Raw genomic sequence first — 25,518 nt, 5'->3', positions numbered from 1 at the left:
GGCCGGCCGCTCAGTGGTCGACGTACTGCGTCTCCCACTCGGTCCGCGCCTCAATCTCGCGGCGGCCGCGACGAGTCAGCGTGTAGTAGTTCGTGCGGCGGTCGCGCTGTCCCTTCTCGACGAGACCCTTCTCGACGAGCGTGTCGAGGTTCGGATACAGTCGGCCGTGATGGATCTCCTTCTCGTAGTAGTCCTCGAGTTCCTCTTTGATGGCGAGTCCGTGAGGCTCGTCGAGACCGGCGATCACGTAAAGCAGGTCACGTTGAAAACCCGTAAGGTCGTACATACAACTGACTGTGTATACCTGTCGTAAATAAATAAATATACCGTTATAAACGGCGCCGATCCATGCTCCGAGAGGCGTATTCAGCCGTTCCGCGCGGTTCAGTTATGTCACCCAAACAACGATGGCCGCACCAACGGGGTCGAATCGCGCCCGCAGAGAGTGTCCCGAGAGGTGATACGTCGGCGCGATCGGGCGGTCGATGCGGTCGCTCTGGGATACACGCTCATCGCCGGTGATAGTCGGTCGCGTCGCTCGTCAGACGTACACGTTTACGCGCGCAGAAAGTCGGCACGCCCGACGCGGAAAAAAGCCGCGTCGGGCGGCCGATTGGTCCCCGCTGACGCTTCGGCCCTCCAGACGAAGCGTCGAATGGTGATACACGGTTCGAATTGATAAAGGTAACGAGGGCCGGCCACAGGTGTTCACACCGTAACACGTTACAGGGGTTGATACGAGAGACGGCGTCTGTCACACCGACTTGGTTCACATGTGCTCTTCTTCCAGCACCCACCCGAGCGCGCGCTTGTAGTGGGTGAACAGTTGCTCGACGCCGCGGTGAGACATCTCCTCGTCGTCGAGCTGCTCGCAGAGGAACTCGTACTGCTCGCGAATCTCGTCTTCGGAGCGCATGGACGCGGCTACGGCGCGGGCCGGCATAGTGTTGTGGCCGCCGGTCGTGACCGCCGGGACGTTCGTCGTCGGCAGGGGGTCACGATTGCCCGCGAACGATACGTTGATACGTCGACCGCGGGTAACAAAGTGAACGATGGACGACCGGACGCGCGAGTACTTGAAGGGGCGCTTCGGCGACTACTACCGCCGCGCGTCCCCGGTGCTCCCCCCGGACGCGAACCTCCGCGAGTGGGGGCACATCCCCTGGACGCCCGGCTCCGGGACGACGATGGTCCGCCACCAGTCGCTGTACGACCTGGGCGACGTCGACACGTTCTTCGCGGACAACGCGCCCCGTCACGCGTACTTCTCCGCCGCGCGGTACGGCGATCCGAGCGCCTCGACGATGTCGAAGAAGGGCTGGCGCTCCGCCGACCTGATCTTCGACCTCGACGCCGACCATCTCCCCAGCGTAGACCCGGAGACGACCTCCTACCCGGAGATGCTCGACGCGTGTAAGGACGCGCTGTTGCGGCTCTTGGACTTCCTCGACGACGACTTCGCCTTCGACGACCTCACCGTCGTCTTCTCGGGCGGCCGCGGCTACCACGTCCACGTCCGCGACGAGAGCGTGCGCGAACTGGACAGCGAGGCTCGCCGCGAGGTCGTCGACTACGTGCGCGCAATCGACCTCGATACCGACGGCCTGATCCGCACCGTCTCCGACCGCGGCACGACGAAGCGCGTGCTCCGCACCGAGGGAGGGTGGGGGGCGCGCGTCCACGAGGCGCTCGTCGAGTACGCGGACGACCTCCGCGACATGGACGAGGACGCGGCCCGCGAGCGGCTGATGGAACTCGACGGGATCGGCGAGGGGCGCGCGGAGACGATCCTCGGCGCGTTCGACCGGAACCCGACCGCGGTTCGCGAGGGCAACGTCGAGGCCGGCGGCCCCGGCGTGCGTCGGCTGGTCTCCGCGATCGCTGCGCGCGTGGCCGCGACCGACACGGCACCGATCGACGAGCCGGTTACCACCGACACGCGCCGCCTGATCCGGCTGCCGGGGACGCTCCACGGCGGCTCCGGACTCGTCGTCACGCCGCTCGATCGCGACGAGCTCGACGAGTTCGACCCCCTGCGAGACGCCGTGCCGGAGCGGTTCGTCGGCCGCGAGATCCGGATCGAGAGCGATGCCGATCGGACGGTAGAACTAAACGGTGAGAGAGTGTTAGTCGAATCCGGTAGAAACACCGTGCCCGAGTTCGTCGGGGTCTTCCTCATGGCCCGCGGCGAGGCGCGGAAAGCACCCGAACAATGAACCTCGACGAGCTCAGATCGGCCCAAGCGAAGGAACGCCGCAAGGACAGCCTCCAGCACCTGCGGGACGCCTTCTACGACGACGTGGCCACCTACGTGGCCGACCTGCGCGCGGCCCGCGACCGACGCGCCGAGCAGGTCGCGAAGCCGTTCTCCGACGACGACGTCCGCCGCCTCTCCGACGAGGTCGAGACGGCCGAGGAGGTCGCCGAGGCGCTGTACGAGCGCCGCGTCGGCAAAGTCGTCAAGCTCGCCTCGTTCGCCGCGGCCGAGATGTCGGTCGACTCCGACGGCATGACGACCGAGGAGCGTCAGCTGTTCGACGACCTCGTCGACCGCATCAAGCAGAACAAGTCGAGCGTGCTCGACGTGCTCTCCGGCGAGGTTCCGGTCGGCGGGGCGGACGCGTCGGCGCCCGTCGCCGCCGATCCGGACGAGAGCCCGGCCCCGCCCGCGCCGGACCCCGATCCCGCAGATCAGTCCGCTTCCGGCGGGAGCGGCGGCGACGAGGTTACCGACGCGCTCGCGGGCGCCATGGGCGGGGCGGACGACGAGATTGCCGACGCGATCGACGCGTCGGCGGACGGGGCCGCAAGCCAGTCCGACGCCTCCCCACCGACCGACGAGGCGGGCGCCGAGGCTGGCGACGGCGCCACAACCGACGGCGGGCCGACCGCGATCCCGCCGGAACCCGCCCCGCCCGGCGCACCGGGCGTCGACGACGCCGATGCCCCGGCCGAATCGGAGGCCCCGTCAGACCCGGACGAAAGCGCGACCTCGACGGTCGCCGACGGCCCGGACGGCGCTGACTCGATCGACTCCGGACCGACCGACGCCGCGGACGGGACCGAGACGGACTCCGAAATCGGCGACCGCGCCACCGTCCGAATCACGCGCGACGTCGGCGCCATTTTCGGCGTCGACGAGCGGGAGTACGACCTCGCGAGCGAGGACGTCGTGACCCTCCCCGTCGAGAACGCGACGCCGCTCGTCGAGCGGAACGCCGCGGAGCGGCTCGACTGACCCAGTCGATGGCCGCCGGCGCCGCGGCGATCCGCCTCTATCCGACGTTTTCGTGGACGAGCGGCGCGGCTCGACAGCGCCGAGACCGACGAGCACTAACGCCGCGGGCGGCTACGGTCCGGCAATGGAGGTCGAGTTCCTCGGCGGCGCCCGCGAGGTCGGTCGGAGCGCGCTCCTCGTCGACGACGCGCTGCTTCTGGACTACGGCCTGTTGACCGCTGACCCGCCGCAGTACCCGGTCCGGGACCCCGAACCCGACGCGGTGGTCGTCTCGCACGGCCACCTCGACCACGCCGGCGCGGTGCCGGCGCTGCTGAAGGGCGACCGGCGACCCGCGATCCACTGGACGCCGCCGACCGCAGATCTGACGCGGACGCTGGCGCGCGACACGCTCAAGCTCCACGGCAACAGCCCGCTCTGTCCCTTCTCCGAGGAGCACGTCGCGCGGCTCGGAGAGGTCGAGGAGCGGCACGGCTACGGGGAACCGTTCGTCGTTACGGCCGGCGGGACCGCCTACGAGGTGACGTTTTACAACGCGGGCCACATTCCGGGATCCGCGCACGTCCTCATCGATAACGGAGAGACCCGCCTGCTGTACACCGGCGACTTCCACACCGACGACCAGCGGCTCGTGTCGGGGACGACGGCGCGGCCCGACGCCGACGCGGTGATCTGCGAGTCGACGTACGCGGACGTGAGCCACGAGGACCGCCGCGCAGTGGAGGATCGCTGGGCCGAGAGCGTGAAGACGACGATATGGGAGGGCGGGACCGTCGTCGCGCCCGCGTTCGCGATCGGACGGACCCAAGAGCTCATGCTCGTCGCCGAGGCAAACGACCTCACCCCCTACGTCGACGGAATGGGCGTCGAGGTGACGCGGCTGGTTCGGCAGTATCCCGAGTTCCTCCGCGACGCCGAGGCGCTCCGTCGAGCGAAGGGTGCTGCGCGCTTCGTCACCGGCCGCGACGGCCAGCGCGAGCGGATCGCCGCCGACAACGAACTGATCATCACCACCTCGGGGATGCTCGCGGGCGGTCCGGTCCACTCGTATCTCCCGAAGATACGAGGCAGCCCGGCGAACCTCGTGACGCTGACGGGGTATCAGGTTGAGGGGACGCCGGGCAGAGAACTACAGGACCACGGTCGGCTGGCGATAAACGGGCAGGTGCGACCCGTCAGCGCCCGCGTGGAGTCGTACGACTTCTCCGCACACGCCGACCGCGAGGGGTTGGAGTCGTTCCTGGAGTCGTACCGCGACGCTCAGGTGGTAGTGAACCACGGAGACCGCTGCGAGGCGTTCGCCGCGGACCTCCGGGCGGACGGAATCGAAGCGAGCGCGCCCGGCATCGGGGAGCGGATCGAACTGTGAGCGGACCTGGGAGCGCTCTGCGCGTTCGTCGATAGCGAGAAGCAGACGCGGGGCTCGCGGAGTGGCCGGAGAGAACAGAAGTACGGCAGGAAAGCGGCCCGAAGCGGCGAGTCGTTACGCGCCGCCGTCGGTGTACGCCCAGTCGTCGAGCACGCGGTCGGCGGTTGCGTTCGCCTCGGACGGGTTGGGTCGGTCGCCGGCGACAACCTCGTCGGCGAGTTTGCTCGCGAGCGTGTATACGGCCGAGCCGTCGGCGCGATCGGCGACGCGCTCGAACGTCGGACGGTAGCCCGCGGCCGCCCGCTGTCCGGTCTCGTCGAGCGAGGCATCGATGGCGTACTCAAGTTGACGAACCGCTTCCTCGGGTTCCATACACGTATGATATCGTCTGATCCACTTAAAGCTACTCGGATTCGGAACTGAGTTAATAATCGCGTGGCAGAGGGCGAGCCCCGATCGACGTTTATAGGCGCGGGGGCGCCGCAGAACGCCCATGACCGACGCAGACGAGCGCGCGGCCGTCGCCGAGCGCGCGGCACGCGCAGGAGGGCGCGTGGCGCACGAGCAGTTCCGGGACGGTATCACCGTCGAGAGCAAAGGCGAGGACGACGTGGTGACCGAGGCCGATCGGGCCGCCCAGCGAACCGTGATCGAGTCGATCCGCGAGTCGTTCCCGAACGACGCAATCGTCGGCGAGGAGGAGGACGAGCGCAAGACGGTCCCCGACGAGGGCGCGTCGTGGGTTATCGACCCCATCGACGGGACGCACAACTACGTCCGCGACATCAGAGTGTGGGCCACCGCGGTCGCGGCGGTTGTCGACGGGGAACCGGTCGCGGCCGCCACCGTCTGCCCCGCGCTCGGCGATGTGTACACCGCCGACAGCGACGGCGCCTACCGCAACGAGGAGCCGATCACCGTCAACGACGTCGACAACCCGCGACGGGCCGCCGTCGACCCGACGCTGTGGTGGGAGTTCGACGCGCGCGACGAGTACGCCAACGCCTGCGAGGCGATCGTAACGCGGTTCGGTGACATGCGCCGGTTCGGCGCCGCGCAGGTCGTCCTGCCGACCGTGGCTGCGGGCGGATTGGAGGGAACCATCTCGAACCTGCGGGCGAACCCGTGGGACTCGGTCGGCGGCGTCTTCATGATCCGACAAGCCGGCGGGCGCGTCACCGACCTCGAGGGGAACCGCTGGCGGCACGACTCAATCGGACTCGTCGCCTCGAACGGCACGCTCCACGAGGAGGTGCTCGCCGCCGCGCGCGAGATAGAGGATCTGGACTGAGCGCGACAGGGACCCGCGAGTCGTGACAGGGAAACGTGAGTCTGCGGCAGCGCACGCCTGCGAGGCCGCCTCGCGACTGGGAGAATGGCGGTCATCATCGACGAGACGAGGGTTTCGGACGCCAATTATCCCTGAACGGGCGACGCACGCGTTCGTCTCGCTCCCCGACCGACGGCGAGACACGAGCGTAGCCGAGGGTTCAAATCCGACCCCGCCGAACCGCGCGATATGTACGCGGTCGTCGGCTGCAATCAGTGCGCGGCCATGTGGCTCCTCTCCGACCCCCAAACCAGCGACAGCGCGACCTGCCCGCGCTGCGGGAAGACGCACCGAACGGCGAAGCTCAAGCGGTTCTTCGAGTCGGAGGACCGCGCGGCGGCCCGCGAGGCCCGCGCCGCACTCCTCGCGAAGAAACAGGATCAGAGCGCGGCGTTCGCCGAGGTCGACCACGTTTCCGAGCTCGAACGCGCCGTCGACGAGGCCGGCGTGGACGACCGGGAGTACCTCGAAGCGAGCGGGATCGACGCCGACGCCGTCGACGAGGCCGGCGCCCGCGCGGAAGGGGGTGGATCGGCCTCACGGACGCGGACCGAGATCGTCCGGGGCGCGGTCGAGGCGGCCGAGGAGCCGACCGAGGAGAACGTCGTCACGCGGGCGAGCGAGCACGGGGTTCCCACGGAGGCGGCCCGCGAGATCCTCACGAAGCTGACGCGGCGGGGCGAACTCTCGGAGTCGCAGGGACGGTATCGGGTTCTCTGAGTCGGCTCGCAAGAGGCTCCGAGCGATCCCTGAGTCGGCCTCGACCCCGACAAAGCACTTATGTTGAGCGGTTGACGCACGACGCATGGACACCCGAACTGCCCTCCTGGCGGCCGCGGCCGCCGTGCTCGTCGCGAGCGCGGTCGGGGTCGTCGCCGTGCCGGACGCGCTCGACGACCCGCGCGAGCGGATCGAGCGCCCCGGCGACGTGCGTATCGCCGGTATCGTCGTGTCGCCGGGCGAGGTGCGCGGCGAGACCGCGGAACTTCGGCTCGGCGTCGACCTCCGACACCGTGGTTCGACCGTCGAGAACGTCACCGTTCGCCACCGCGCCATCGGCGCCGACTCGGGGCTGCTCGTCGACGAGACGACGGTCGACGTCGGCGACGTCGACGGCGGCGGCGAGCGGACGATCAACGGCTCCGTCGACGTCGAGCGCGCGGGTGGCTATCGGATCGAGACCGCCGTCTTCGTCGACGGCGAGCGCGTCGAGACGCAGCGGACCCGCGTCGACGGCGTGGCCGCGCTCACGCCCGCGTACGCCGACTCGCACGTCGGCTTCACCGAGGGGGCCGTCTGGCCGACCGTCGCCGTCAGCGTCCGCGAGGCGGACAACGCCAGCGCGACGCTGACGGTCTCGCTCTCCGTGACCAACGGCGGCGACGCGGCGTCGGACCCCGTCGACCTCCGCCTGTTGATGCGACAGGCCGAGTCCAACGTGATCGCCGACGAGGCGAGCGAGACCGTCGAGTCGGTCCGTCCCGGCCGGACGAAGACCGTGACGGCCACCGTCGAGGTGCCCGCGAACTACAACTACTACGTCGACGCGTCGCTGTGGAGCGACGACGTGCTCATCGACGAGACGCAGGGCGTCGCCAACCTGAACCCGCGGGAGCGGATCGCCGCCAACGAGACCGTCCAAGAGGTGGAGTTCTCCGTCGAGGACTTCGAGGGCGGTGGGGCGGGCGACGACGCCGGGGACGCCGGTGACGACGGCGCCCCCCGCGGCGACGGCTCCACCGACGGCTCGACGCCCGGGTTCGGACCGGTTGCCGCGCTCGCCGCGCTCCTCGCGGCGGCGCTGTACGCGCGGGGGCGGCGATGACCGACGACGAGCGGCGGGCAGCGACGACCGACGACGAGCGACTCACCACGGATTCCATGACTGACACCGATGCCGACGCGACCGAGACGGGCGAATCGACTGCGGCAACCGAGCCGACCACCGAACCGATCGAAAGCGACCAGAGCGAGTCGGCCGGTGATGGGATCGGCCGGCTCCCGACCGATCGGCTACGGGGAATCCTCGACCGCGTCGGGCTCGCAGCGCTGGTCCTCCTGGCGCTGGTCGCCGGGTGGGGGTTCTACAGGCAGACCGGCGCCGCGATCCGGACGTGGATCGACCCGGCCTACCAGCCGATCGCGCTGGCGGCGTTCAACCTCGCGATCCTGTTCGTCGCGCTCGCGGGCGTGGCGCACCAGCTCTCGCGCATGCGATCGAGCGAGTAGTCGGAGCGACGGCCGGCGCGGGGGCGGCGCCCTACTCGTCGGGCAGGTCGTCCGTGTCGGCCGGAATTCGCTCGACTCGACCGGCGAGCGTCGCCGCGTCGCCGGCGACCGTGGAGGGTTCGACGCCGGCCTCGTTCGCGATCAGTCGCACGTGCGCCGCGAGCAACGCGAGCGCGCGGAGCCCCTCGCCCTCGGGACCGTCGTCGCCCCGCTGGGCGAACGTCGTGTCGACCTCGCCGTCGCGGACGACGCCGACGTGGATCGCCTCGACCTCGTCGCCGTCGAGGAGCGCGCGAGCGCGGTCGAGTTCGGCGGCAAACGCGTCGTCGTCGCTCCCGGCGGCGGCCGTCTCGTCGTCGTCGCTCATGGCCGGACATACGCGAACGCGACCCAAAAGCACGGCGCTCGCTCGGGGGTGACTGCGGGCGGAAGAACGAGTCGAAACGCAGGATATAGCGGGGACACGGAGCCCCGAGGCGACCGGCTTACTCGCTCGGCCGTGGGCGGGCGATGAACAGGGCCTCTTCGAGCGTGAACGGGTCGTACGTCGACTGGTGGCAGACGCAGTAGGTCCCGTTCTCGGCGTCGTACCGCGCGGACTCCTCGAGCACCTTGTAGTCCGGGATACAGCAGAAGTGCGTGCAGACGTTGAGGTACGCGACGAACCCCTGATCGGTGGACGCTTCGAGCCACTCGCTGTCCGAGTTCGCGACGGCCTCCTCGATCCGCGGCGAGCGGATGACGATCGCGTTCAGGCTGGTTTCGGCGTCCTCGGACCGCCACGTGACGGACGCCGGCTTCCCGACGCCGTCGTCGCCGATCCCGTTGCCCCACGTGTCGTAGTTGTCGAAGTCGTCGACGTGGATCCGCTCGCCCGCGTCGTACGTCTCGTCCTGCCAGTCGTACTTCCCGGGGGAGGCGCGGAACAGGTTGTCCGATTCGAACGTCGGGGAGATGTTCTCCTGCGACTCGACGCCGCAGTACTGGAACCACTCGCCGGAGTAGGTTTTCCCACCGAGGTCCTGTTGGGCGACCTGAATCTCTTGGCCCTCCTGAGTGATCGTTGTCGTCTCGGGCCAGATCCCCTCGATGAATCCGTCGTCGGTCACGCGGATCGGGATTTGTGGGAGGCCACGCGGCGCCGGACCGCCCGTCTTCGCGATCGTCGTCGCGACCGTCGCGCCACCGCCGACCCCGCCGGAGGTCGTCAGCGTGTTCACGGTCGCCGACCCCATCGCCCCGACGCCCGCGAGGGCCGCGCCGCCAACGACGCCCTTGACGAAGCGCCGCCGGCCGGACTCGGCCGGATACTTGTCGGACTTGCTCATACACGCGGTTCGGGATGGATCGGTAAAAAGGGTGACGAAGCGGCACCCGGGCGGCAGACCGGCACCCCGAGCCGAGAGATCGGGTGCAGGCGAACGGACAGCAAACGGATACGGACGCCGCCGGCCGACGGTTAACTGATCGCTCGCGATCGACGTCGGCGCGCCAGCGCGTCGGCGGGACGAACGGCGCGGGTTCCGACACGCTCGTTTGAGAAGTTTACTCGGAATCGAGGCAAACATTCCATCAGACATCGCCTTTAACCCGCCACACCGGGTGTATGTGTGGTATGAAGTTGCACAATCGAGACGTGCGAACAGACGTCAGGGAGCTCGGCGCGCTGGTGGGTGACGTCCTTTCCGCACAGGCCTCCACAGAGGCATACGACACGGTGGAAACCCTGCGGAACGCGGCGATTCGATACCGGCGCGGCGACGCCGAGAGCCGCGACCAGCTTCACGGCGCCGTGAGCGACCTTTCGTCGAACCGCGAGGAGATAGTCGCCCGCGCGTTCACGACGTACTTCGAACTGATCAACCTCGCCGAGGAGCGCGAGCGGGTCCGCGCGATCCGGAACGCCGACGACGAGGGCGCCCTCCACGACTCGTTCGAGGCGACGATCGCGGAGTTCGCCGAGCAGGGAGTCGGACCGGAGGAGCTGCGCGAGCTGCTGGAGGACGTGCTCATCGAGCCGACGTTTACCGCCCACCCGACCGAGGCCCGTCGGGCGACGGTGAAGGCGAAACTCCGGTCGATCGCCAATCACCTAGAGGACCTCGACGAGCGCAACCTCACCGAGCGCGAGCGCAACGCGATCTGGCGCGACGTCACCGCCGAGGTGACGAGTCTCTGGGGCACCCGACAGGTTCGACAGCGCCGCCCGGAGCCGGAGGACGAGGCGCGCAACGTCGGCTGGTACTTAGAGAACACCCTCTTCGACGTCGTCGGCGACGCCTACGAGGAGTTCGAGGAGACGATTTCGAACGAGTACGACGACGTCGACTGCCCGAAGCTGTTCGAGTTCCGGTCGTGGGCGGGCTCGGACCGGGACGGCAACCCCTTCGTCACGCCCGAGGTCACGGACGAGACGCTCGAACGCCAGCGGGCGGTCGCCGTCGAGAAGTACCGCGACCAGTGTAAGCGCCTCTCGGCCGTGCTGAGCCAGGACGGGGAGCGCTACGCGATAGACGACCGGCTCGCGGAGTCGCTCGCCGCCGACGCCGAGCGATTCCCGACTGTCGTCGAAGAGGCCCGAGAGCGCTACCCCGACGAGCCGTACCGCCAGAAGCTCCGCCTGATGCGCGAGCGACTCGACCGCGTCGACGACGTTCGTCCCGGCGAGTACCCCGACGGCGGCGCGTTCCTCGCCGACCTCGACGCCATCGCCGAGTCGCTTCGGGCCGACGGGCAGGACGCGGTGCGCGAGTCGTTCGTCGAGCCGCTCCGTCGACAGGTGGACACGTTCGGGCTCACGCTCGCCGCGCTGGACCTCCGCGACCACCGGGAGAACCACACCGAGGCCGTCGCCGAGGCCGTCGCAAGCGAAGGCGTCGACTACCGCGACATGGAGGAGACGGCCCGCGAGGAGTTCCTCACCGAGGCCATCCTCCAAGACGACCCCGTCATCGACGCCGACGAACCCGGCGACGTCTCCGAGACGACCGAGCGCGTGCTGGAGCGGTTCAGCGAGCTCGCCGAGTGGCAGGAGGAGTACGGCCAGCAGGCGATCGATACCTACTGCATCTCGATGACCGAGGAGCCCAGCCACGTGCTCGAAGTGCTCTTCTTGGCCGACCAGGTCGGCGCCGTCTCGCTGCCGGATCACTGTGGGCTCGACGTCGTCCCCCTGCTGGAGACCGAGTCCGCCCTCAACGGCGCCGAACGAATCCTCGGAACGCTGTTCGACAACGAGGCGTACGCGACCGCGCTGGAGGTCCGGGGCGACGTCCAGGAGGTGATGCTCGGCTACTCCGACTCCAACAAGGAGAACGGCTTCCTCGCCGCGAACTGGGACCTCTACGAGAACCAGCGCCGGATCGCGCGGTTCTGCCGCGAGGAGGACGTCACCCTCCGACTGTTCCACGGCCGCGGCGGCTCCATCTCGCGCGGCGGTGGCCCGATGAACGAGGCGCTCCTCGCGCTGCCGAACGAGACCGTCACCGGGCAGGTGAAGTTCACCGAGCAGGGCGAGGCCATCGCCGAGAAGTACGCCAACCCCCGGATCGCCGAGCGCGAGCTCGAACAGATGCTCGACGCGCAGATCCGCGCCCGCCATGAGGCCAACGAGGAGCCCACCGAGGCCGTCCCCGAAGCGTGGGTCGACGCGATGGAGACGATGGCGCCCGCCGCCCGAGAGACGTACCGCGACCTGTTGAACACCGACGGGTTCGTCTCTTACTTCGGGCAGGCGACGCCCATCTCAGTCGTCGAGGACCTCAATCTCGGCTCGCGGCCCGCCTCCCGTTCCGGCGAGCGCACCGTCGAGGACCTGCGCGCGATCCCGTGGGTGTTCTCGTGGACGCAGACACGGCTGATCCTGCCCGGCTGGTACTCGCTCGCCTCCGGTATCCACGCGTACCTCGACGAGGTCGGCGAAGAAGAGGGGCTTGGCACCCTCCGCGAGATGTACGAAGAATGGCCGTTCTTCCGCACCACCCTCGACAACGCCGGCCTCGCGCTCGCCCGGACAGAGCCGGAGATTGCGGCCGAGTACGCCGACCTCGCCGACGACGAACTTCGCGAGCGCTTCTTCCCCGAACTGATCGGGGAGTACGAGCGCGGGCGCGAATTGGTCTTGGCGATCAGCGGACGCGACCAACTCCTCCGCCGGGAGTGGCTCGAAGAGAGTCTCGACCGACGGAACCCGTACGTCGACCCCCTCAATCTGCTGCAGGCGAACCTTCTCGGGCGCACTCACCGCACCGACGAGGAGGAGCGCACCCTGCGGCTGACCGTCAACGGCATCGCCGCCGGGATGAAAAACACCGGATAGCGCGGCACACGGCGGCTCCGCCACGCTCGGTTTCGAGCGACCCTTCTTCGGTACGGACTAAGCGCGACGAGTCTGTCACCAGCGTGGATGCTGCCGCCCGTAGATTCTGTATAGCGATATATAATATATGGCCGTAGAAACAGCCGATACGTCGCTCGGAGCCGTCTGGCAGAAGAACGCCGGAAGAGGGTCTAATTCGGCCGAAATCGGCAGAATATCAGCGAACCAGAGCTGTGGCTCGCCGAAGCGGACAGAACGGAAAAGCGAATCAGCGATCTACGCGTAGCGTTCGAGTTCCGGACGGTCGAGGTCTTCGAAGACGTCGGTGGCGACCTCCGAGAGGAACGCCTCGCCCTCGTCGGAGACGCGGCGACCCTCGCCGGCGGCGGTCGTGACGAGTCCGTCCTCTTCGAGCGCCTGCAGCGACGCGCGGATGATCTTGCGCGAACCGGCGGAGTGGCGGCCGGGGCGGACGATGTAGCGGTTCGAACCGCGCTTCTTCGAGCCGTACTCGGTGGCGAGCCGCTCGATGCCGATGGGCTCGTTCTGAGCGACTTTGCGGAGGAGGCTCGCAGAGCGCACGTACCAGAAGTCTTCCTGTTCCGGCGGGAGTTCCTTGCCGGAGCCGCTCTTGGCGAACTCAACCCACTCGGGCTCGTCGATACGGTCTTCGAGTCGTGCGGCGACCTCCTCGATGAGGGCGTCAGCCGGCACGTCGTAGATGGTTACCATTGAGTACCGGTTCACCCTAGCGTCGTTTAAAACCATCGTATCGGGAGAGCCCCGTGTTAGCCGTTTTCACGGGGTTGCGGCCTTCTACCGGGGCCTCGCGTAGCGGGCGAGAGCGCTACTCGACGTACTCGTACTTCCGCTCGTTCATCCGACCCCAGCCGGTGAAGACGAACTCCCCGTCGGGCTGGGTGAACTCCTCAATCTCGCGCTCCACGTCCATGTCGTACTCGTGGACGTCGTGGACGTCCTCGTACTCCTCCCACGTGAGGTCGTAGCGGGCCGCGAGCTGGTCGTCAATGTCGATCCCCTCGATCTCCCCGCGCCACCCTTCGCGGATCGTCTCGGAGTGGATCTCGGCCTGCGCGCCGGAGCCGTACGAGGCCACGAGCAGCGTCTCGCCTACGAACGAGCGGTCGCGAGTCAAGGCGTCACGCAGCGCGCTGACGCGGGCAATGTGGACGGAGCTCGTGTACCAGTTCCCAACCTCCCGGGAGAGCCCCAGCGTCGGCTCAACGGCGGCATCGTACCACGTCTGGTACTGTTCGGTGGTTTTCAGCTTGTCCATGTAGTCGCGGATGGCCGCCTCGTACGCCTCGCGGTCCGCGAAGTCGTCCTCGCGGGGCTGCCGACCGATCTCCTCGGCGAGTTCGTCCTCGTACTCCGTATCGCGGATGACGTGGCGGTACGCCAAGAGGGCGGCCTTCCGGACCATCCCCGGGAACGGGGTGTGGAATGGAGCGTACGCGAAGTCGTCGAGTTCGATGGCGTCCGTGACGGACTCGTAGTCCTCCAGGGCCTCCCGCATCCGGGCGAGGTACACCTGTACGGAGCGTTTCCCGTCGACGCTCGGGAACTGCTGATTCGGCTTGAGGAAGTCCGTCTCGTCCTTCGAGCCGTACCCCTGATCGGTCGAGAGCGCGACGATGGAGGGGTCCTCGTCTATCAGCATCGCGACGGCGCCCGCGCCCTGCGTCGCCTCTCCGGGGTCGCCGCGGGCATAGAGGGCGGTGTCGGTCGTGATGACGAGCGCGGGTCGCCCGCGGTTCCGCCCGGCGCGGATCCAGTTGTAGGCGTCGTCTATCGCCTGCGTGCCGGCGAGACAGGCGAACTTGCGCTCGCCCTTGTTCGCGTGGGTGAAGTCGCCGTCGTACACCTGTTCGAGACAGCCGGCGATGTACGTCGACACCGGCTTCGAGTGGTCGAACGCGGACTCGGTGGCGACGTCGATCCGGCCGATATCCTCGGGGACGAGCCCCTTGCGGTCCATCAGGCCCTTCGCGGCGTTCGCGCCCATCGTCACGATATCCTCGTACACGTCCGGGAACGAGGAGTTGTTGAGTCCGAGCCCCTTCGTGTACTTCTCCGGGTCGTCCCCTTTCTCCGGCGCGAACGTGCCCGGCAGGTCGAGTTTGAGCTTTCCGCTCCAGATTTCGACGGCGTCGATGCCGACTTCGGTCATACACGGTCGTTCATACGGGCGGCATATGGCTTTGTCGATGGTCGTTTACGTCGATTGTGGAACTTGTCGCCGTCCGGCTCGATCGTTGGGTCCGAGTCGAACGCGGTGTGAGTCGCGGTGATCGTGTCGTCGGACCGTATAGCGGGCGAGAAAAGTGAGACAGAGGGCCGATCCAGAGGTGGAGTAGTTGACCTCTCCTGCCAGCGGCGAACAGCGGCTGAGAGGGTGTGGTATCGTCACAATCGTTTTATAAAACGGTCGCAAAGCCAACCTAGTGATCTTCCAGAACGACGATCGCGGCGTCAGCGAGGTCGTCGGAGTGGTCGTGTTATTCGGATTTCTCATCATCGCTCTCTCGACGTTCCAGACGGTCGTCGTTCCACAGGAGAACGCGGAGGCGGAGTTCAACTCCTATCAAGCCGCACAAGGGGACATGATCGATCTCCGCAACGACCTGATAGCCTCCGGTACTCGCGGGATCAACACCGGAAGCTCCGTGCAGACAGGGGTGACGTACCCAGAGCGGATCTTCACGCTCAACCCACCGACGGCCAGAGGAGGTCTCTCCACCGGCCCCACCGGGACGGTGACGGTGGAAAACGCCAGTGCACTGTCGACCGAAGCGACGAACACACGGGCGTTCTGGGACGGTACCGCTCGCTCGTACAACACGACCGGGATAACCTTTAGACCGCAGTACAACGAGTTCCAGGGGCAGCAGATCGTCACAACGGGCGAAACGGTGTACGCGGTCGGCGACGGACAGATCGCGCCGCTCACGGGACAGTCGTTGATCTCCGGGGATCAGATCCGTCTCGTCACCGTCGACGGCGACCTCGACCAGAGTGGCGTCCGGTCGTCGCTGACCACCGTGCCGCGAAGCGTCTCCACCCGTACAGTGGTTGTAACGGGAGCAGGCGAAAACCCGGTCACGCTTCGTCTCGATCCGCCTCCGCAGACGACCGCAACCGAGTGGATCTCGGCCTATAGTGAGCGAATTCTCTCGTCGAATCAGGCTGTCGAAAACGTCACAGAGCGGTCCGGACAGGTCGTGATCGAGTTGAACGGCAGTCGGACCTACCAGCTGAAACTGGCCCGTGTGACCGTCGGCGATGGCGGCTCTGATGAGGGAACCAGCGATCCGGCATATCTCATCACACAACAAGGGGAGGCGTCGACAGTCGCGAGCGGGAAACGGACGATCATCGCCGCCGAGGCCCGTGATGCGTTCAATAATCCCGTCGAAGGGGTCAACGTAACCTACTCAATCACGAGCGGATCCGCAACCTTCCTCGATGAGAACGGCAACGCAATACAAGGAACAGTCACCCGACCGACGAACGACCAAGGACGTGCGCCACAGTCGATTCAAGTCACCGAAATCGGGGCTGATGTGATCGTGAACGCTACTATCGAGGGGACCGCTGGCTCGCTGACGACGACCACATTCACGATTCAGACCCCCAACGAAAACAACCCGGTCGAACTCGCTGGCGTGACGTTCGAAGGGGGAACCGTCCCTGACGGCGGAGGGCAGCCGAAGGATGTCACGATAACGTTCAAAAACCAGAATCTGGATACCGACCGAACGATCGACCGTTTCCGAATGGACTTCTATCAAGGAGCAAATCCACCAACGGGCGGCGTCATCAGTGGCACATCCTTCTCTGTGGGCGGAAGCGCGGTGAGTACGAGCATTAGTTTACCCGCCAATCAGACAACTTCACGGGTAATCGACTTCAATAATGGACAGGTGAACGGGGGAGAATGGTTCATCATTACTGTTCAGTACGATACCGGTGATACTGCGCAGTACTTCGTCTCAGTCTAGTGAGAACCGTCTCAATCATCATGTCCGTCCGGTGAGTGGTACTCACGGTCGTGATCGCGTTCCTCAGTCGGCATCTGAGGCGCTCTATCGACGGTAGTTCTCTGCCCGCCGCGCCGTCAGCCACCTGACGCGGCGGTCGCGACGCTCGCGACTCCGCCGACCAGCACGCTCTGAGACCAGTCGACGCCAAACAGGACCAGTACCACGTGGCGAGGGAGGCGATTGCGGCGGCGAGGTCGTCGATGGAGCGTCGTCCGGGTCGTACAGACCCAAATCGGCCGCATTCGGGCAATTAACTGGCCGATCCGTCGAGGAGATCGCACCAGTCATCGAAGGAGGAACCAATCCACGGAACCGGTGATAAATCATATGTCGCGATACTAAATCCGATTCACGACGCCCATCCCGCCTCCCGACCGGTCCGTTTTTGCGCGCGGCGGCTGTCCCCGCGCACATGGCGAAACAGCCGCACCTGCTGGTCGAGGAGGGCGATGTCCACGAGATCGCGATCATCCCGGGCGACCCCGGCCGCGTCGACCGAATCGCCGATCTGTGTGACGAGAGCGAACTCGTCGCGCAGAATCGCGAGTACAAGATCGTCAACGCGAGCTACGAGGGGACCGACCTCACGATCTGCTCGACCGGGATCGGCTGCCCGTCGGCCGCCATCGCGGTAGAGGAGCTCTCGCGGGTCGGCGTCGAAACGTTCCTCCGGTGCGGCACCTGCGGCGCGCTGCAAGCCGACATGGAGGTCGGCGACATGGTGGTCGCGACTGGCGCCGCCAAAGAGGAGGGGACGAGCAAGCGCTACGAGTCCGCGAACTACCCGGCGGTCCCCGACTACGACGCGCTCACCGAACTGGTCGGCGCGGCCGAGGACAACGACGAGGAGATCCACGTCGGCCCGATCGTCTCGGACGACGCGTTCTACAACGAGAGCGACGCGTACGTCGAGGACTGGAACGACGCGAACCTCCTCGCGATCGAGATGGAGGCCGCGACCGTCTTCGCGCTGGCGCGCCGCAAGGGGCTGCGTGCCGGTGCGATCTGCACCGTCGACGGCAACCTCGTCGCCGGGAGTCAGAAAGGCGCGGACTCGGACGACGAACTGCCGGAAAAGGCCAAAGACAACGTCGAGCGCGCAATTTTGATCACGCTGAACGCGGTCACAGCGCTGTAAGGAGTCTCGCCGCGTCCGTTACTCGTCCGCCGCCCGGAACTCCACCAGCGTCAGGTCCCGGTCGAGCGCGCAGGTGTCGTGGGGCGGCTCACCGAGGACCTGGTCGATCACGCGCTCGTCGTCGAAGTCGGCACCGTCCGGGACGCAGTACCCGTGACTCGGACACTCCGTATGCGGGCACGGGCCCGCGAGCGACACCCGGCTGCCGGCGTAGGCCTGCCTCGACGGGACGTTCGCGGGGACGGGCGCGGGCTCGACCTCGACCGCTCGAACGCCGGCGTCGTGGACGGCGCAGTCGAGCGTCTGCGCGTTCTCTCGGATTCCCGTCACCCGGTATCGGGTCCCCTCGGAGAGGTTGAGGCACTGGCTTCGGTAGGGACACCCCTCACAGTCGGGCGATTCGCCCTCATAGACGAACTCGCGCCCCGTGTCCGCGAGCCGCGTGCCGATGAGCGTGACCGTGGTCATGGCCGATACGAGGTTCCGGTAGGCCGTAAGCCTCCCGCCTCGCGAAGGGGGAGTGGTCCGGAGTCCGTCAGCCGAACGAGCCGGAGGGCAAGACACATCCCCGACCCCCGGCAACGACGACCGAACGAATGATCGCGGCGCTGGCGCGAGACGCGAAACGAGAGGCCGAGGCGACCAACGAGCGACGCGTCCTCGTGCTGGCCGGCGACCGCGACCGGGGGATCGACGCGGCGTACGACGTAGTCGAAGCGGTCGAGAAGGAGGAGGAGGGCGGCGGCGTGTCGACGTCGGTCGTTTCGACCCGCGAGGGGTTCCGGTTCGAGGAGCATCGCCCTCGGAGCGCGGACGCCCTGCTCGGTCGCACCCGCGACGTCGTCGTCCTCGACTGCCACGAGCAGTTCGACCCGAACGCGCTCGGGCGGTGTGTCGGGGCCGTCGACGGCGGTGGTCTCCTGATCCTCCTGACGCCCGCGCTCGACGACTGGCCCGATGTCCGCGACGATTTCGACGAGTCGCTGGCGGTCCCGCCGTTCTCCGTCGACGACGTCACCGGCCGATTCCGCGAGCGTCTCGTCGACACCCTTCGCACGCATCCGGGGATCGCAATCGTCTCGCTGGCTCCGGACGGGCCCGAGGGCGACGCCGTCGAACGCGACGGGTTGACGGGCGAACGAGCGAGCGAGGCCGAGTCGAGGGCCGGACCGTCCGTGCCGCCGGACGCCGCCTTTCCCACCGCGACGTACGAGGCGTGTCTCACGGCCGACCAGGTCCGAGCGGTTCGGGCGTTCGAGTCCCTCGCGACCCCCGGCAACGCGGTCGTCGTGGAGTCGGACCGCGGGCGCGGAAAGTCGAGCGCGGCGGGGCTCGCGGCGGGCGCGCTCGCGCTCGCGGGCGCCGACGTGCTCGTCACCGCGCCGGCGGCCCGCAACGCCGCGGAGGTGTTCGCGCGGGCCGAAGAGCTGATCCGGTCGGAGTCCGACGAGACCACCGCGGGGAAGGAGGGCCGCGACATCGACGCACCGGGTGGCGGCCGCGTGCGGTATCTCCCCCCGGCCGAGGCCGCGGAACTGCCGGGCGACCCGGACGTCGTCGTCGTCGACGAGGCCGCGGCGCTCCCGGTGCGGCTGCTGGAGGGGTTCCTGAACGAGCGGCTCGGGGTCGCGTTCTGCACGACGGTCCACGGCTACGAAGGAGCCGGACGCGGATTCGCGATCCGGTTCCGCGAGCGGCTGCTCGACGGACCGCTCGCGGTACGAGACGTTCGATTGGACGAGCCGATCCGGTACGCGCGGAACGACCCGGTCGAGGCGTGGGCGTCACGGGCGCTCCTGCTCGACGCGCGGCCCGCGGTCGACGAGGCGGTCGCTGGGAGCGCGGTCGAGACGGCGACGTACCGCGCGCTCCCCCCAGACGACCTGCTCGCGGACGAGGCCCTGCTCGGGGAGGCGTTCGGGCTGTTGGTCGCGGCCCACTACCGCACCGAGCCGAACGACCTCGCGCGACTGCTCGACGCGCCGAACCTGTCGGTGCGGGCGCTCGTCGCCGAGGGACGGGTCGTCGCCGTCGCGATGCTCGCGCGAGAAGGGGGGCTCGACGCCGAGACCAGGCGGAAGATGTACGAGGGCGAGCGCGTCCGCGGTAACATGGTGCCCGACGTGCTCACGAGCCAGCTTCGCGACGAGGCGGCCGCCGAGCCGAGGGGAATCCGAACGGTCCGGATCGCGACCCATCACGCTGTCAGGGACACGGGGTTCGGCTCCCGCCTGCTGGCGGAGATCCATTCCGAGTTCGGGGGCGAGGTCGACTACTTCTCGGTCGGCTACGGCGCGACCCCGAGCCTGCTCCGGTTCTGGCGGCGGGCGGGCTACCGAACCGTCCACCTCTCGACGTCGCGCAACGACGCCTCCGGCGAACACTCGGCGATCATGCTGCGGCCGGCGACCGAACCCGGTCGCGACCTCCTCGCTCGCCACGCGGTCGCCTTCCGAGACCGCGAACGCGACGGGCTCTCCGACGCCCATCGCGACGTCGACCCAGACGTGGTCTCCGGGGCGCTCCGTGCTTGCTCGGCACCGGTTCCCGTGGACCTCACTGAGACGGAGTGGCGCTCCGTCGTCGGGGCGTCGTTCGGACCCGGAATGTACGACAGCGCGCCCGGTGCGTTCCGAGACCTCGCGATAGCGGCGCTGGTCGGGGGCCAGAGAGACAACGCTGAGGGCACCGCGCTCGACGACCGCGAGCGACGCCTCCTCGTTCGAAAGGTGTTACAGGGCCGGCCGTGGGAGTCGGTCGCCGACGAGCTCGGCTACATCTCGACGGCCGCCTGCATGCGGGCGCTCGGCGACGCGTACGAGCCCCTCGTCGACCGGTACGGCACCGGTTTCGCCCTCGAAGAGCGGAAGCGGTTCACCGGCGAGTGACCTCGCGGTCGCGGCGGTGCGGGGCCAACACGCAAGACGGTCGCGGACGGAAGAACGGGTATGACCACTGACACGGAAAAGCCCCCGTCGACCTGCGCGGAGCCGAACTGCGACCGACGGGCGGCCGTCCGCCTCCGCGTTCCGTGGGAGGACGACCGCACCGTCTGCCCGGCGTGTGCGCGGTCGCTGGTCCAGCGGGACGGCGTCGTCGCCGAACCGCTTCCCGGCCACGAGGACGCGTGGTTGTAGGTGGGCGGCGGCTCGCCTACAGCGACCGCGCCATCATCACTTCGTCGACGTACTCGCCGTCGATCCGGTAGTGGTTCTCGCGGGTCGCCTCCGTGTACCACCCGTGTGCCTCCAGGAACGACCGGGCCTCCTCGTTGGTGGCGGGGAGGCTGTTGTACAGCTTCTCGAAACCGTTCTCGCGCGCCCAGGAGGACCCCTTCTCCAGCAGCGTCGTGCCGATGCCGCGTCCGCGGTACTCGCTGAGGACACCGAGTGTGAGCTTCGCCGTGTGACGAAGCTTCTCGGTCTCCGGGAGGTCGAGATGGACCCAGCCCACCACCTGCTCTTCTACGCAGGCCACGAAGAACATCCGCGACTCGGCACTGTTGTTCCGCAACAGGATCTCCTCGTAGTCGATCAGGTCGGCGACGGTCTCCGCCTCGATGTACGACCCCTCCCTCGCGACCTGTCGGATGATGCCGACGAGCCCCGAGAGGTCCGCCTGTCGCGCGGTCCGGATCGTGAATCGGACGCCGTCGCCCTCGTGGACGGTCCCGGTGTCGGTGTCGAACGCGATCTCCAGGTCGTCGCCGTCCACCCGCACGTAGCCGTCGCGTCGCAACACGGCGAGATGGTGCCCGAACGCCTCCTCGTCGAAGCCCAGATCGCGACACGCGGCCTCCGCCGAGATCGACCCGCGACGCTCCACGTACTCGTAGATATCTTGTCGGTCACGGTTCTCGATCGAATCGCGTTGTGCGAGCTCCATGAGTAGAGGTAACACACAACAATAAATAAGCATTCCCCACGAACATTCATGACATACAGAAAGACACGACGCGCGAGACCGCGGCCCGTGTGCCGCCCCCGTTCACGGGTCGTCGCGATGCGTTCCCGTGAGCAGCGCCGCCACGTCGGTGATGTCGTGCGTGTCGATCAGCAGTTCGGCGGCCTCGCGGACGGTCACGTCCGGATCGGCGTCCACTCCTCGACACCGGGCGTACACCGCCAACCAGTCGCTCGTTGCGCCGTGAAGTCGATCGAGCTCCCGCCCGGAGAGCCAGACCGGCTCCTCGGCCGTGCGCGCCTCCACGTACGCGCCGACGACCGGGCCGAGCCCGTCCCGTGCCGCGACCAGCGCTGCCTCTTCGGGGTCCGACACCTCGCTCCCCGCGAGTTCGATCCCCGCATAGCGCGACACGTCGGGCGCGCTCTCCGGCCCGTCGGTCGCGTCCGTCGACTGGATCTCGCCGGCGTCTCGCGGGGGATCGAGTCGGTCCCGTGCGGCGCGCGCGTCCGCCGCGAGCGACTCGATCCGGTCGGCGTACCGAGAGCGCGTCTCCGCCACGTCACCCCTCCTCGAACGCGACGCCCTTGCCGCCGCTGGGGTGTTCCCACTCCGTATCGGCGACAACGGCGCAGGTGCCGCACTCGACGCACGGCTGCGTATCGAGGCTGACGACGCGCCGCTCATCGCCGTTCGTCCGGACCGTCTCGTCGCGGTAGCAGCCGCCGCCGAACCCCTCGGCGCTGACCGGACAGGCGGTCACGGCCGCCCCGCTCGCCTCGTAGCTCTCGTCGCGGAGTTTGATGTGGGGGTCGCCGACGTCGTAGGTGAGGTTTCCGATCCGGTCTGCGAGGTTCGGCGGGCGAACACCGGCCCCGTCGTCCGCGCCGTCGGCGCGAGAGTTGGCGTCCGAGCGCTCCGCTATCGGCTCGCCGAGAACCTCCGCGATCCGCGTCGGCACGGAGACGTACGAGAAGCGCGTGTCCGGCACCATCCCGAGCAGCAGCGGGGAGTTGAACGCGCGCTCTGCGAGCCCGTCGACGGCTCGCAGACCGGCCGCGCCCAGCGGCGAGTCGATCAGCGCGCTCCCGAGTCGGTTCACGACGTCGTGCTCTGAGACCGCCCGCGTCGCTTGATAGCGCCGGGGCCGGAGCTTCTCCATCACGCCCTCGTCGCGGAGCTTCCGCTCGTAGAGCTCCCCAGCCTTCGAGGCGTCCCCCCGCGTCCGGGCATCGACGAAGGCCTCGGCGGCGAGCCCGCCGGCGGTCACGGCGTGGTTCATCCCCTTGATTATCGGCCCCTGCGCCTGCATTTGGCCGGCGGCGTCGCCGACGAGCAGGAGCCGGCCGCGGTGTGGCGAGGGATGCGCGACCTTCTTGGAGTCGGGAACGAGCTTCGCCGAGTACTCGCGCTCCTCGTACTCCCCGCGGAACCAGCGGTCAAGCAGGGGGTGAGTCAGAAGACCGTCAAGCAGCTCATGCGGCTCCGCTCGGTGCGCGGTCAGCGAGTCGAGGTGGAACACCGTCCCGATCGACAGCGAGTCCTCGTTGGTGTAGAGGAATCCACCCCCGCGGACGCCGTCGAACAGGTCGCCCGAAAACAGGTGAGCGACGCCGCCGTCCGGAGCCACGTCGAACCGCTCGTCGATGACGTCCGGCTCCATGTCGACGACCGCTTTCACCCCCTGGAACCAGTCGCCGGGGTCGTCCCAGTCCATGAGCCCGGCGTCGCGAGCGAGCTCGGAGTTGACGCCGTCGGCGGCGACGATCAGGTCCGCGCGGATGGGATCGATCTCGTCACAGGTGACGCCGACTATCTCGCCGTTCTCTCGGAGCAGACCGTTGACCCGCACCTCGGTGAGCAGTCCCCCACCGGTCTCGCGGGTTAGCTCGTGGACCCGCTCCCCCAGCCAGGAGTCCATTCGGCGGCGCAGCACCGCGTCGCACCAGTCGGTGTCGTGGTGGTGGACCCGATCGAGATCGAACGTCTTCACGCGGTCGCCGGCGATGTTGTGCATGTAGTACTCGTCGACCGGACGCTCGGACGCCGCCTCGCGGAACCCGGGGAACAGCCCGTCGATGGTGTAGGGCGCGGACTCCTCGGCGTAGATCAGTCCCCCAGAGACGTTCTTCGAGCCGGGCTCGACGCCGCGCTCCAAGACGAGCGTCTCGACGCCTTGACGGGCCAGCGCCGCGGCCGCCGCCGCGCCGCCGGGGCCGGCGCCGACGACGACCGCCTCGTAGTGTTCGTGGTCGGCCGATCCGTCGGCGTCGACCGCGTCGGCGTCAGTCATCGGCCACCCCCTCCATCGCCGCGACAGAGCCATCGGCCTCGACCGCGGCCGTCAGGCGAGGCAACACCTCGAAGAGGTCTCCCTCGATGAAGTAATCGGAAAACTCGCGGATGTCCGCCTCGGGGTCTTCGTTGATCGCGATGATCGTGTCGGAGTCGTCCATGCCGACCTTGTGCTGGATCGCGCCGGAGATGCCGGCCGCGACGTACACCGCGGGCTCGACGACCTGACCGGACTCGCCGATCTGTCGCTCCTCGCTGACGTAATCCTCGACGTGGCCCGCGAACTCGTAGGAGGCGGTGATAACGCCCCGCGAGAGCCCGAGCGCGGCGTCGTCGAACGCGGCGACGAGGTCCAAACCGAGTTCGATCCCCGCGGTGGGATCGTCGCCGATCCCTCGGCCGAGCGCGACGATCACGTCGTGACCGGTGAGGTCGACGCCGGCTTCCAGCCGGTCGTGTTCCAGCACGTCGACCTGGAACCAGTCGTCCGGGAGGTCGAGGTCGTGTTCGACGAGTTCGCCCTCGCGTTCCGGGTCCGGGTCGGGGAGGTCGAAGGTCCCGGGAATGACGCTGGCGCCCTGCGGGTGGAAGTCGCGGTGTGGCTTGTCGATACAGAGGATCGTCGAGTACTCGAACCCGGAGAAGTCCGGTCGCGGCATGTGAAGCACCCGTTCGAACTCCTCGCTGTCGCCCGCCGACCCCGTCTTTGCGGGGTTGGAGATCATCGCCTCCTCGATGTACAGATCCGAGCAGTCGGAGGCGAGCCCGGAGTCGAGCTCGGCCTGGACGAGCGCGGAGAGGTCGCGACCGTTGTGCGTCGCCGGGAACACGTTGTAGCGGGGCTCGTGGTAGTCGCGCCACTCCGCCTCGAAGTCGCGACACATGTGCACGAACAGCTCCGCGTACGGCTTGTGCCGGAACCGCTCGAGCCGGTCGTCCTCGTGGTAGACCGCCCGGTCGGCGCCGTAGGTGATCGCCTCCGCGGCGAGGTCGGCGACGTCGTCTCCGATGAGGACCGCGATCACGTCCTCCGTCTCGCCGTATCGCTCGGCGTAGCCGTCCATCAGCTCGTCGGCCTTGCCGAGAATCTCCTTCGAGGCGTCGACGAGTTCGCCTCGCTGGGTCTCGCAGTACACCCACATGTCGCGGTACGTCTCGCCGGAGACGCCCTCGACGTACGTCTTGTCGGCCGTCGGATGGTCGAGGTCCGGGTGTTTCTCCTCCGGCGGGACGTACTCGGCCTCGCCGTCGTCGTCTCCCCGCTTGGTCCCCTCGATCGCTTCGATGCGGCTCTCGATCCGTGTGATTGCACCGACGCGGTCTTTGCCATCCCGTTCGCGGTCGAGCAGGTCGCGGAGGAGGTCGGGGTCGTCGACCCCGCGGACCATGTTGGCGACCTCTGCGATCGTCAGCTCCGCGGGGTCGACCGCGGCCGGATCGACCGCCTCGTCCCCGCCTCCCGTCTCGGATTCGAGTGTCTCGATCCGGCTCTCTATCAGCGTCTTCACGGGGTCGCGGTCGGGCCCTTCGCGCTCCAGCTCTAGCATCTCCTTCAGCTCGTCGAGGTCGTCGACGCCGTTCACCTTCGGGCCGAGGTCCGAAATCTCGTGGTCAGTGGGGTCGAATTCGACCAC

Annotated in this window: 24 protein-coding genes; 12 read left to right on the top strand and 12 right to left on the bottom strand. The window is 68.0% G+C overall.

Annotated features, from left to right (window positions below; translation table 11 throughout):
- Positions 1-10: 10 nt before the first annotated feature.
- Positions 11-286 (bottom strand): PadR family transcriptional regulator, encoded by a 276-nt coding sequence (locus ACNS84_RS07455; RefSeq protein ID WP_123113152.1) that lies wholly within the window; start codon positions 284-286, stop codon positions 11-13.
- 483 nt (positions 287-769) lie between these two features.
- The gene (locus ACNS84_RS07450) at positions 770-916 is read right to left on the bottom strand and encodes a DUF8555 family protein (protein ID WP_435074212.1); all 147 of its coding nucleotides are present in this window, start codon (positions 914-916) and stop codon (positions 770-772) included.
- Positions 917-1,052: 136 nt separating this feature from the next.
- Here ACNS84_RS07450 and priS point away from each other — a divergent pair, with 136 nt between their 5' ends.
- From priS to ACNS84_RS07435, 3 genes are all read left to right on the top strand, one after another.
- Positions 1,053-2,216 (top strand): DNA primase small subunit PriS, encoded by a 1,164-nt coding sequence (gene priS / locus ACNS84_RS07445; protein WP_435074211.1) that lies wholly within the window; start codon positions 1,053-1,055, stop codon positions 2,214-2,216.
- Positions 2,213-3,238, top strand: a complete 1,026-nt coding sequence (locus tag ACNS84_RS07440; RefSeq protein WP_435074210.1) for a DNA replication complex subunit Gins51 — start codon at positions 2,213-2,215, stop codon at positions 3,236-3,238. Before priS ends, ACNS84_RS07440 begins: the two co-directional genes overlap by 4 nt.
- Before the next feature lie 124 nt (positions 3,239-3,362).
- The gene (locus tag ACNS84_RS07435) at positions 3,363-4,607 is read left to right on the top strand and encodes an MBL fold metallo-hydrolase (protein ID WP_435074209.1); all 1,245 of its coding nucleotides are present in this window, start codon (positions 3,363-3,365) and stop codon (positions 4,605-4,607) included.
- Between the two features lie 114 nt (positions 4,608-4,721).
- On the opposite strand, the gene ACNS84_RS07430 is transcribed toward ACNS84_RS07435, so the two are convergent.
- The gene (locus ACNS84_RS07430) at positions 4,722-4,979 is read right to left on the bottom strand and encodes a hypothetical protein (protein WP_435074208.1); all 258 of its coding nucleotides are present in this window, start codon (positions 4,977-4,979) and stop codon (positions 4,722-4,724) included.
- A 121-nt stretch (positions 4,980-5,100) separates the two neighbouring features.
- On the opposite strand from ACNS84_RS07430, the gene ACNS84_RS07425 reads away from it, so the two are divergent.
- The 4 genes from ACNS84_RS07425 (at position 5,101) to ACNS84_RS07410 (ending at position 8,166) form a co-directional block, all read left to right on the top strand.
- Positions 5,101-5,898, top strand: coding sequence for an inositol monophosphatase family protein (locus ACNS84_RS07425; RefSeq protein WP_435074207.1), 798 nt, complete (start codon positions 5,101-5,103; stop codon positions 5,896-5,898).
- A gap of 228 nt (positions 5,899-6,126) precedes the next feature.
- Positions 6,127-6,657: a DUF5817 domain-containing protein gene (locus tag ACNS84_RS07420; protein ID WP_435074206.1), complete on the top strand. Its 531-nt coding sequence runs from the start codon at positions 6,127-6,129 to the stop codon at positions 6,655-6,657.
- A gap of 85 nt (positions 6,658-6,742) precedes the next feature.
- Positions 6,743-7,762: a DUF7490 domain-containing protein gene (locus ACNS84_RS07415; protein ID WP_435074205.1), complete on the top strand. Its 1,020-nt coding sequence runs from the start codon at positions 6,743-6,745 to the stop codon at positions 7,760-7,762.
- Positions 7,759-8,166, top strand: a complete 408-nt coding sequence (locus ACNS84_RS07410; RefSeq protein WP_435074204.1) for a DUF8060 family membrane protein — start codon at positions 7,759-7,761, stop codon at positions 8,164-8,166. The genes ACNS84_RS07415 and ACNS84_RS07410 overlap by 4 nt, the downstream gene beginning before the upstream one ends.
- A 31-nt stretch (positions 8,167-8,197) precedes the next feature.
- On the opposite strand, the gene ACNS84_RS07405 is transcribed toward ACNS84_RS07410, so the two are convergent.
- Complete coding sequence (locus tag ACNS84_RS07405) at positions 8,198-8,533, bottom strand: DUF8113 family protein (RefSeq protein WP_435074203.1); 336 nt, start codon at positions 8,531-8,533, stop codon at positions 8,198-8,200.
- A 118-nt stretch (positions 8,534-8,651) separates the two neighbouring features.
- Complete coding sequence (locus ACNS84_RS07400) at positions 8,652-9,494, bottom strand: ubiquinol-cytochrome c reductase iron-sulfur subunit (RefSeq protein WP_435074202.1); 843 nt, start codon at positions 9,492-9,494, stop codon at positions 8,652-8,654.
- A gap of 287 nt (positions 9,495-9,781) precedes the next feature.
- Between ACNS84_RS07400 and ppc the strand changes: the two genes are divergently transcribed.
- Positions 9,782-12,484, top strand: a complete 2,703-nt coding sequence (ppc, locus tag ACNS84_RS07395; RefSeq protein ID WP_435074201.1) for a phosphoenolpyruvate carboxylase — start codon at positions 9,782-9,784, stop codon at positions 12,482-12,484.
- 276 nt (positions 12,485-12,760) lie between these two features.
- Here ppc and ACNS84_RS07390 read toward each other — a convergent pair whose 3' ends face one another.
- Positions 12,761-13,216 (bottom strand): 30S ribosomal protein S19e, encoded by a 456-nt coding sequence (locus tag ACNS84_RS07390; protein WP_435074200.1) that lies wholly within the window; start codon positions 13,214-13,216, stop codon positions 12,761-12,763.
- 115 nt (positions 13,217-13,331) lie between these two features.
- Complete coding sequence (hmgB, locus tag ACNS84_RS07385; RefSeq protein ID WP_435074199.1) at positions 13,332-14,675, bottom strand: hydroxymethylglutaryl-CoA synthase; 1,344 nt, start codon at positions 14,673-14,675, stop codon at positions 13,332-13,334.
- A gap of 274 nt (positions 14,676-14,949) precedes the next feature.
- Here hmgB and ACNS84_RS07380 point away from each other — a divergent pair, with 274 nt between their 5' ends.
- A complete protein-coding gene (locus ACNS84_RS07380; protein WP_435074198.1) occupies positions 14,950-16,506 on the top strand; it encodes a hypothetical protein in 1,557 nt (518 codons plus the stop codon).
- Between the two features lie 454 nt (positions 16,507-16,960).
- Positions 16,961-17,686: a guanosine phosphorylase gene (locus tag ACNS84_RS07375; protein WP_435074197.1), complete on the top strand. Its 726-nt coding sequence runs from the start codon at positions 16,961-16,963 to the stop codon at positions 17,684-17,686.
- Between the two features lie 18 nt (positions 17,687-17,704).
- Here the strand turns inward: ACNS84_RS07375 and ACNS84_RS07370 are convergent, their stop codons facing one another.
- Positions 17,705-18,154: a UPF0179 family protein gene (locus ACNS84_RS07370; RefSeq protein WP_435074196.1), complete on the bottom strand. Its 450-nt coding sequence runs from the start codon at positions 18,152-18,154 to the stop codon at positions 17,705-17,707.
- Between the two features lie 128 nt (positions 18,155-18,282).
- Here ACNS84_RS07370 and tmcA point away from each other — a divergent pair, with 128 nt between their 5' ends.
- A complete protein-coding gene (gene tmcA, locus ACNS84_RS07365; protein WP_435074195.1) occupies positions 18,283-20,574 on the top strand; it encodes a tRNA(Met) cytidine acetyltransferase TmcA in 2,292 nt (763 codons plus the stop codon).
- Positions 20,575-20,634: 60 nt separating this feature from the next.
- A complete protein-coding gene (locus ACNS84_RS07360; RefSeq protein WP_435074194.1) occupies positions 20,635-20,823 on the top strand; it encodes a DUF8014 family protein in 189 nt (62 codons plus the stop codon).
- Between the two features lie 16 nt (positions 20,824-20,839).
- On the opposite strand, the gene ACNS84_RS07355 is transcribed toward ACNS84_RS07360, so the two are convergent.
- From ACNS84_RS07355 to ACNS84_RS07340, 4 genes are all read right to left on the bottom strand, one after another.
- The gene (locus tag ACNS84_RS07355) at positions 20,840-21,571 is read right to left on the bottom strand and encodes a GNAT family N-acetyltransferase (RefSeq protein WP_435074193.1); all 732 of its coding nucleotides are present in this window, start codon (positions 21,569-21,571) and stop codon (positions 20,840-20,842) included.
- A 102-nt stretch (positions 21,572-21,673) separates the two neighbouring features.
- Entirely contained in the window at positions 21,674-22,150 is a 477-nt protein-coding gene (locus tag ACNS84_RS07350; protein ID WP_435074192.1) for a DUF8055 family protein, read from the bottom strand.
- 1 nt (position 22,151) lies between these two features.
- Positions 22,152-23,882, bottom strand: coding sequence for an FAD-dependent monooxygenase (locus ACNS84_RS07345; protein WP_435074191.1), 1,731 nt, complete (start codon positions 23,880-23,882; stop codon positions 22,152-22,154).
- Complete coding sequence (locus ACNS84_RS07340; protein WP_435074190.1) at positions 23,875-25,518, bottom strand: electron transfer flavoprotein subunit alpha/FixB family protein; 1,644 nt, start codon at positions 25,516-25,518, stop codon at positions 23,875-23,877. The genes ACNS84_RS07345 and ACNS84_RS07340 overlap by 8 nt, the downstream gene beginning before the upstream one ends.

It is taken from the genome of Halorubrum wangae, from assembly GCF_051194135.1.
GTDB lineage: Archaea > Halobacteriota > Halobacteria > Halobacteriales > Haloferacaceae > Halorubrum.
Note: the sequence above shows the minus strand (reverse complement) of the source record. Positions and strands in the feature narration are given on the sequence as shown.

Excerpts from the sequence above, each read along its gene's own strand:
- ACNS84_RS07455 (WP_123113152.1), bottom strand. The coding sequence starts at position 286 with ATGTACGACCTTACGGGTTTTCAACGTGACCTGCTTTACGTGATCGCC.
- ACNS84_RS07450 (WP_435074212.1), bottom strand. The coding sequence starts at position 916 with ATGCGCTCCGAAGACGAGATTCGCGAGCAGTACGAGTTCCTCTGCGAG.
- priS (WP_435074211.1), top strand. The coding sequence starts at position 1,053 with ATGGACGACCGGACGCGCGAGTACTTGAAGGGGCGCTTCGGCGACTAC.
- ACNS84_RS07440 (WP_435074210.1), top strand. The coding sequence starts at position 2,213 with ATGAACCTCGACGAGCTCAGATCGGCCCAAGCGAAGGAACGCCGCAAG.
- ACNS84_RS07435 (WP_435074209.1), top strand. The coding sequence starts at position 3,363 with ATGGAGGTCGAGTTCCTCGGCGGCGCCCGCGAGGTCGGTCGGAGCGCG.
- ACNS84_RS07430 (WP_435074208.1), bottom strand. The coding sequence starts at position 4,979 with ATGGAACCCGAGGAAGCGGTTCGTCAACTTGAGTACGCCATCGATGCC.
- ACNS84_RS07425 (WP_435074207.1), top strand. The coding sequence starts at position 5,101 with ATGACCGACGCAGACGAGCGCGCGGCCGTCGCCGAGCGCGCGGCACGC.
- ACNS84_RS07420 (WP_435074206.1), top strand. The coding sequence starts at position 6,127 with ATGTACGCGGTCGTCGGCTGCAATCAGTGCGCGGCCATGTGGCTCCTC.
- ACNS84_RS07415 (WP_435074205.1), top strand. The coding sequence starts at position 6,743 with ATGGACACCCGAACTGCCCTCCTGGCGGCCGCGGCCGCCGTGCTCGTC.
- ACNS84_RS07410 (WP_435074204.1), top strand. The coding sequence starts at position 7,759 with ATGACCGACGACGAGCGGCGGGCAGCGACGACCGACGACGAGCGACTC.
- ACNS84_RS07405 (WP_435074203.1), bottom strand. The coding sequence starts at position 8,533 with ATGAGCGACGACGACGAGACGGCCGCCGCCGGGAGCGACGACGACGCG.
- ACNS84_RS07400 (WP_435074202.1), bottom strand. The coding sequence starts at position 9,494 with ATGAGCAAGTCCGACAAGTATCCGGCCGAGTCCGGCCGGCGGCGCTTC.
- ppc (WP_435074201.1), top strand. The coding sequence starts at position 9,782 with ATGAAGTTGCACAATCGAGACGTGCGAACAGACGTCAGGGAGCTCGGC.
- ACNS84_RS07390 (WP_435074200.1), bottom strand. The coding sequence starts at position 13,216 with ATGGTAACCATCTACGACGTGCCGGCTGACGCCCTCATCGAGGAGGTC.
- hmgB (WP_435074199.1), bottom strand. The coding sequence starts at position 14,675 with ATGACCGAAGTCGGCATCGACGCCGTCGAAATCTGGAGCGGAAAGCTC.
- ACNS84_RS07375 (WP_435074197.1), top strand. The coding sequence starts at position 16,961 with ATGGCGAAACAGCCGCACCTGCTGGTCGAGGAGGGCGATGTCCACGAG.
- ACNS84_RS07370 (WP_435074196.1), bottom strand. The coding sequence starts at position 18,154 with ATGACCACGGTCACGCTCATCGGCACGCGGCTCGCGGACACGGGGCGC.
- tmcA (WP_435074195.1), top strand. The coding sequence starts at position 18,283 with ATGATCGCGGCGCTGGCGCGAGACGCGAAACGAGAGGCCGAGGCGACC.
- ACNS84_RS07360 (WP_435074194.1), top strand. The coding sequence starts at position 20,635 with ATGACCACTGACACGGAAAAGCCCCCGTCGACCTGCGCGGAGCCGAAC.
- ACNS84_RS07355 (WP_435074193.1), bottom strand. The coding sequence starts at position 21,571 with ATGGAGCTCGCACAACGCGATTCGATCGAGAACCGTGACCGACAAGAT.
- ACNS84_RS07345 (WP_435074191.1), bottom strand. The coding sequence starts at position 23,882 with ATGACTGACGCCGACGCGGTCGACGCCGACGGATCGGCCGACCACGAA.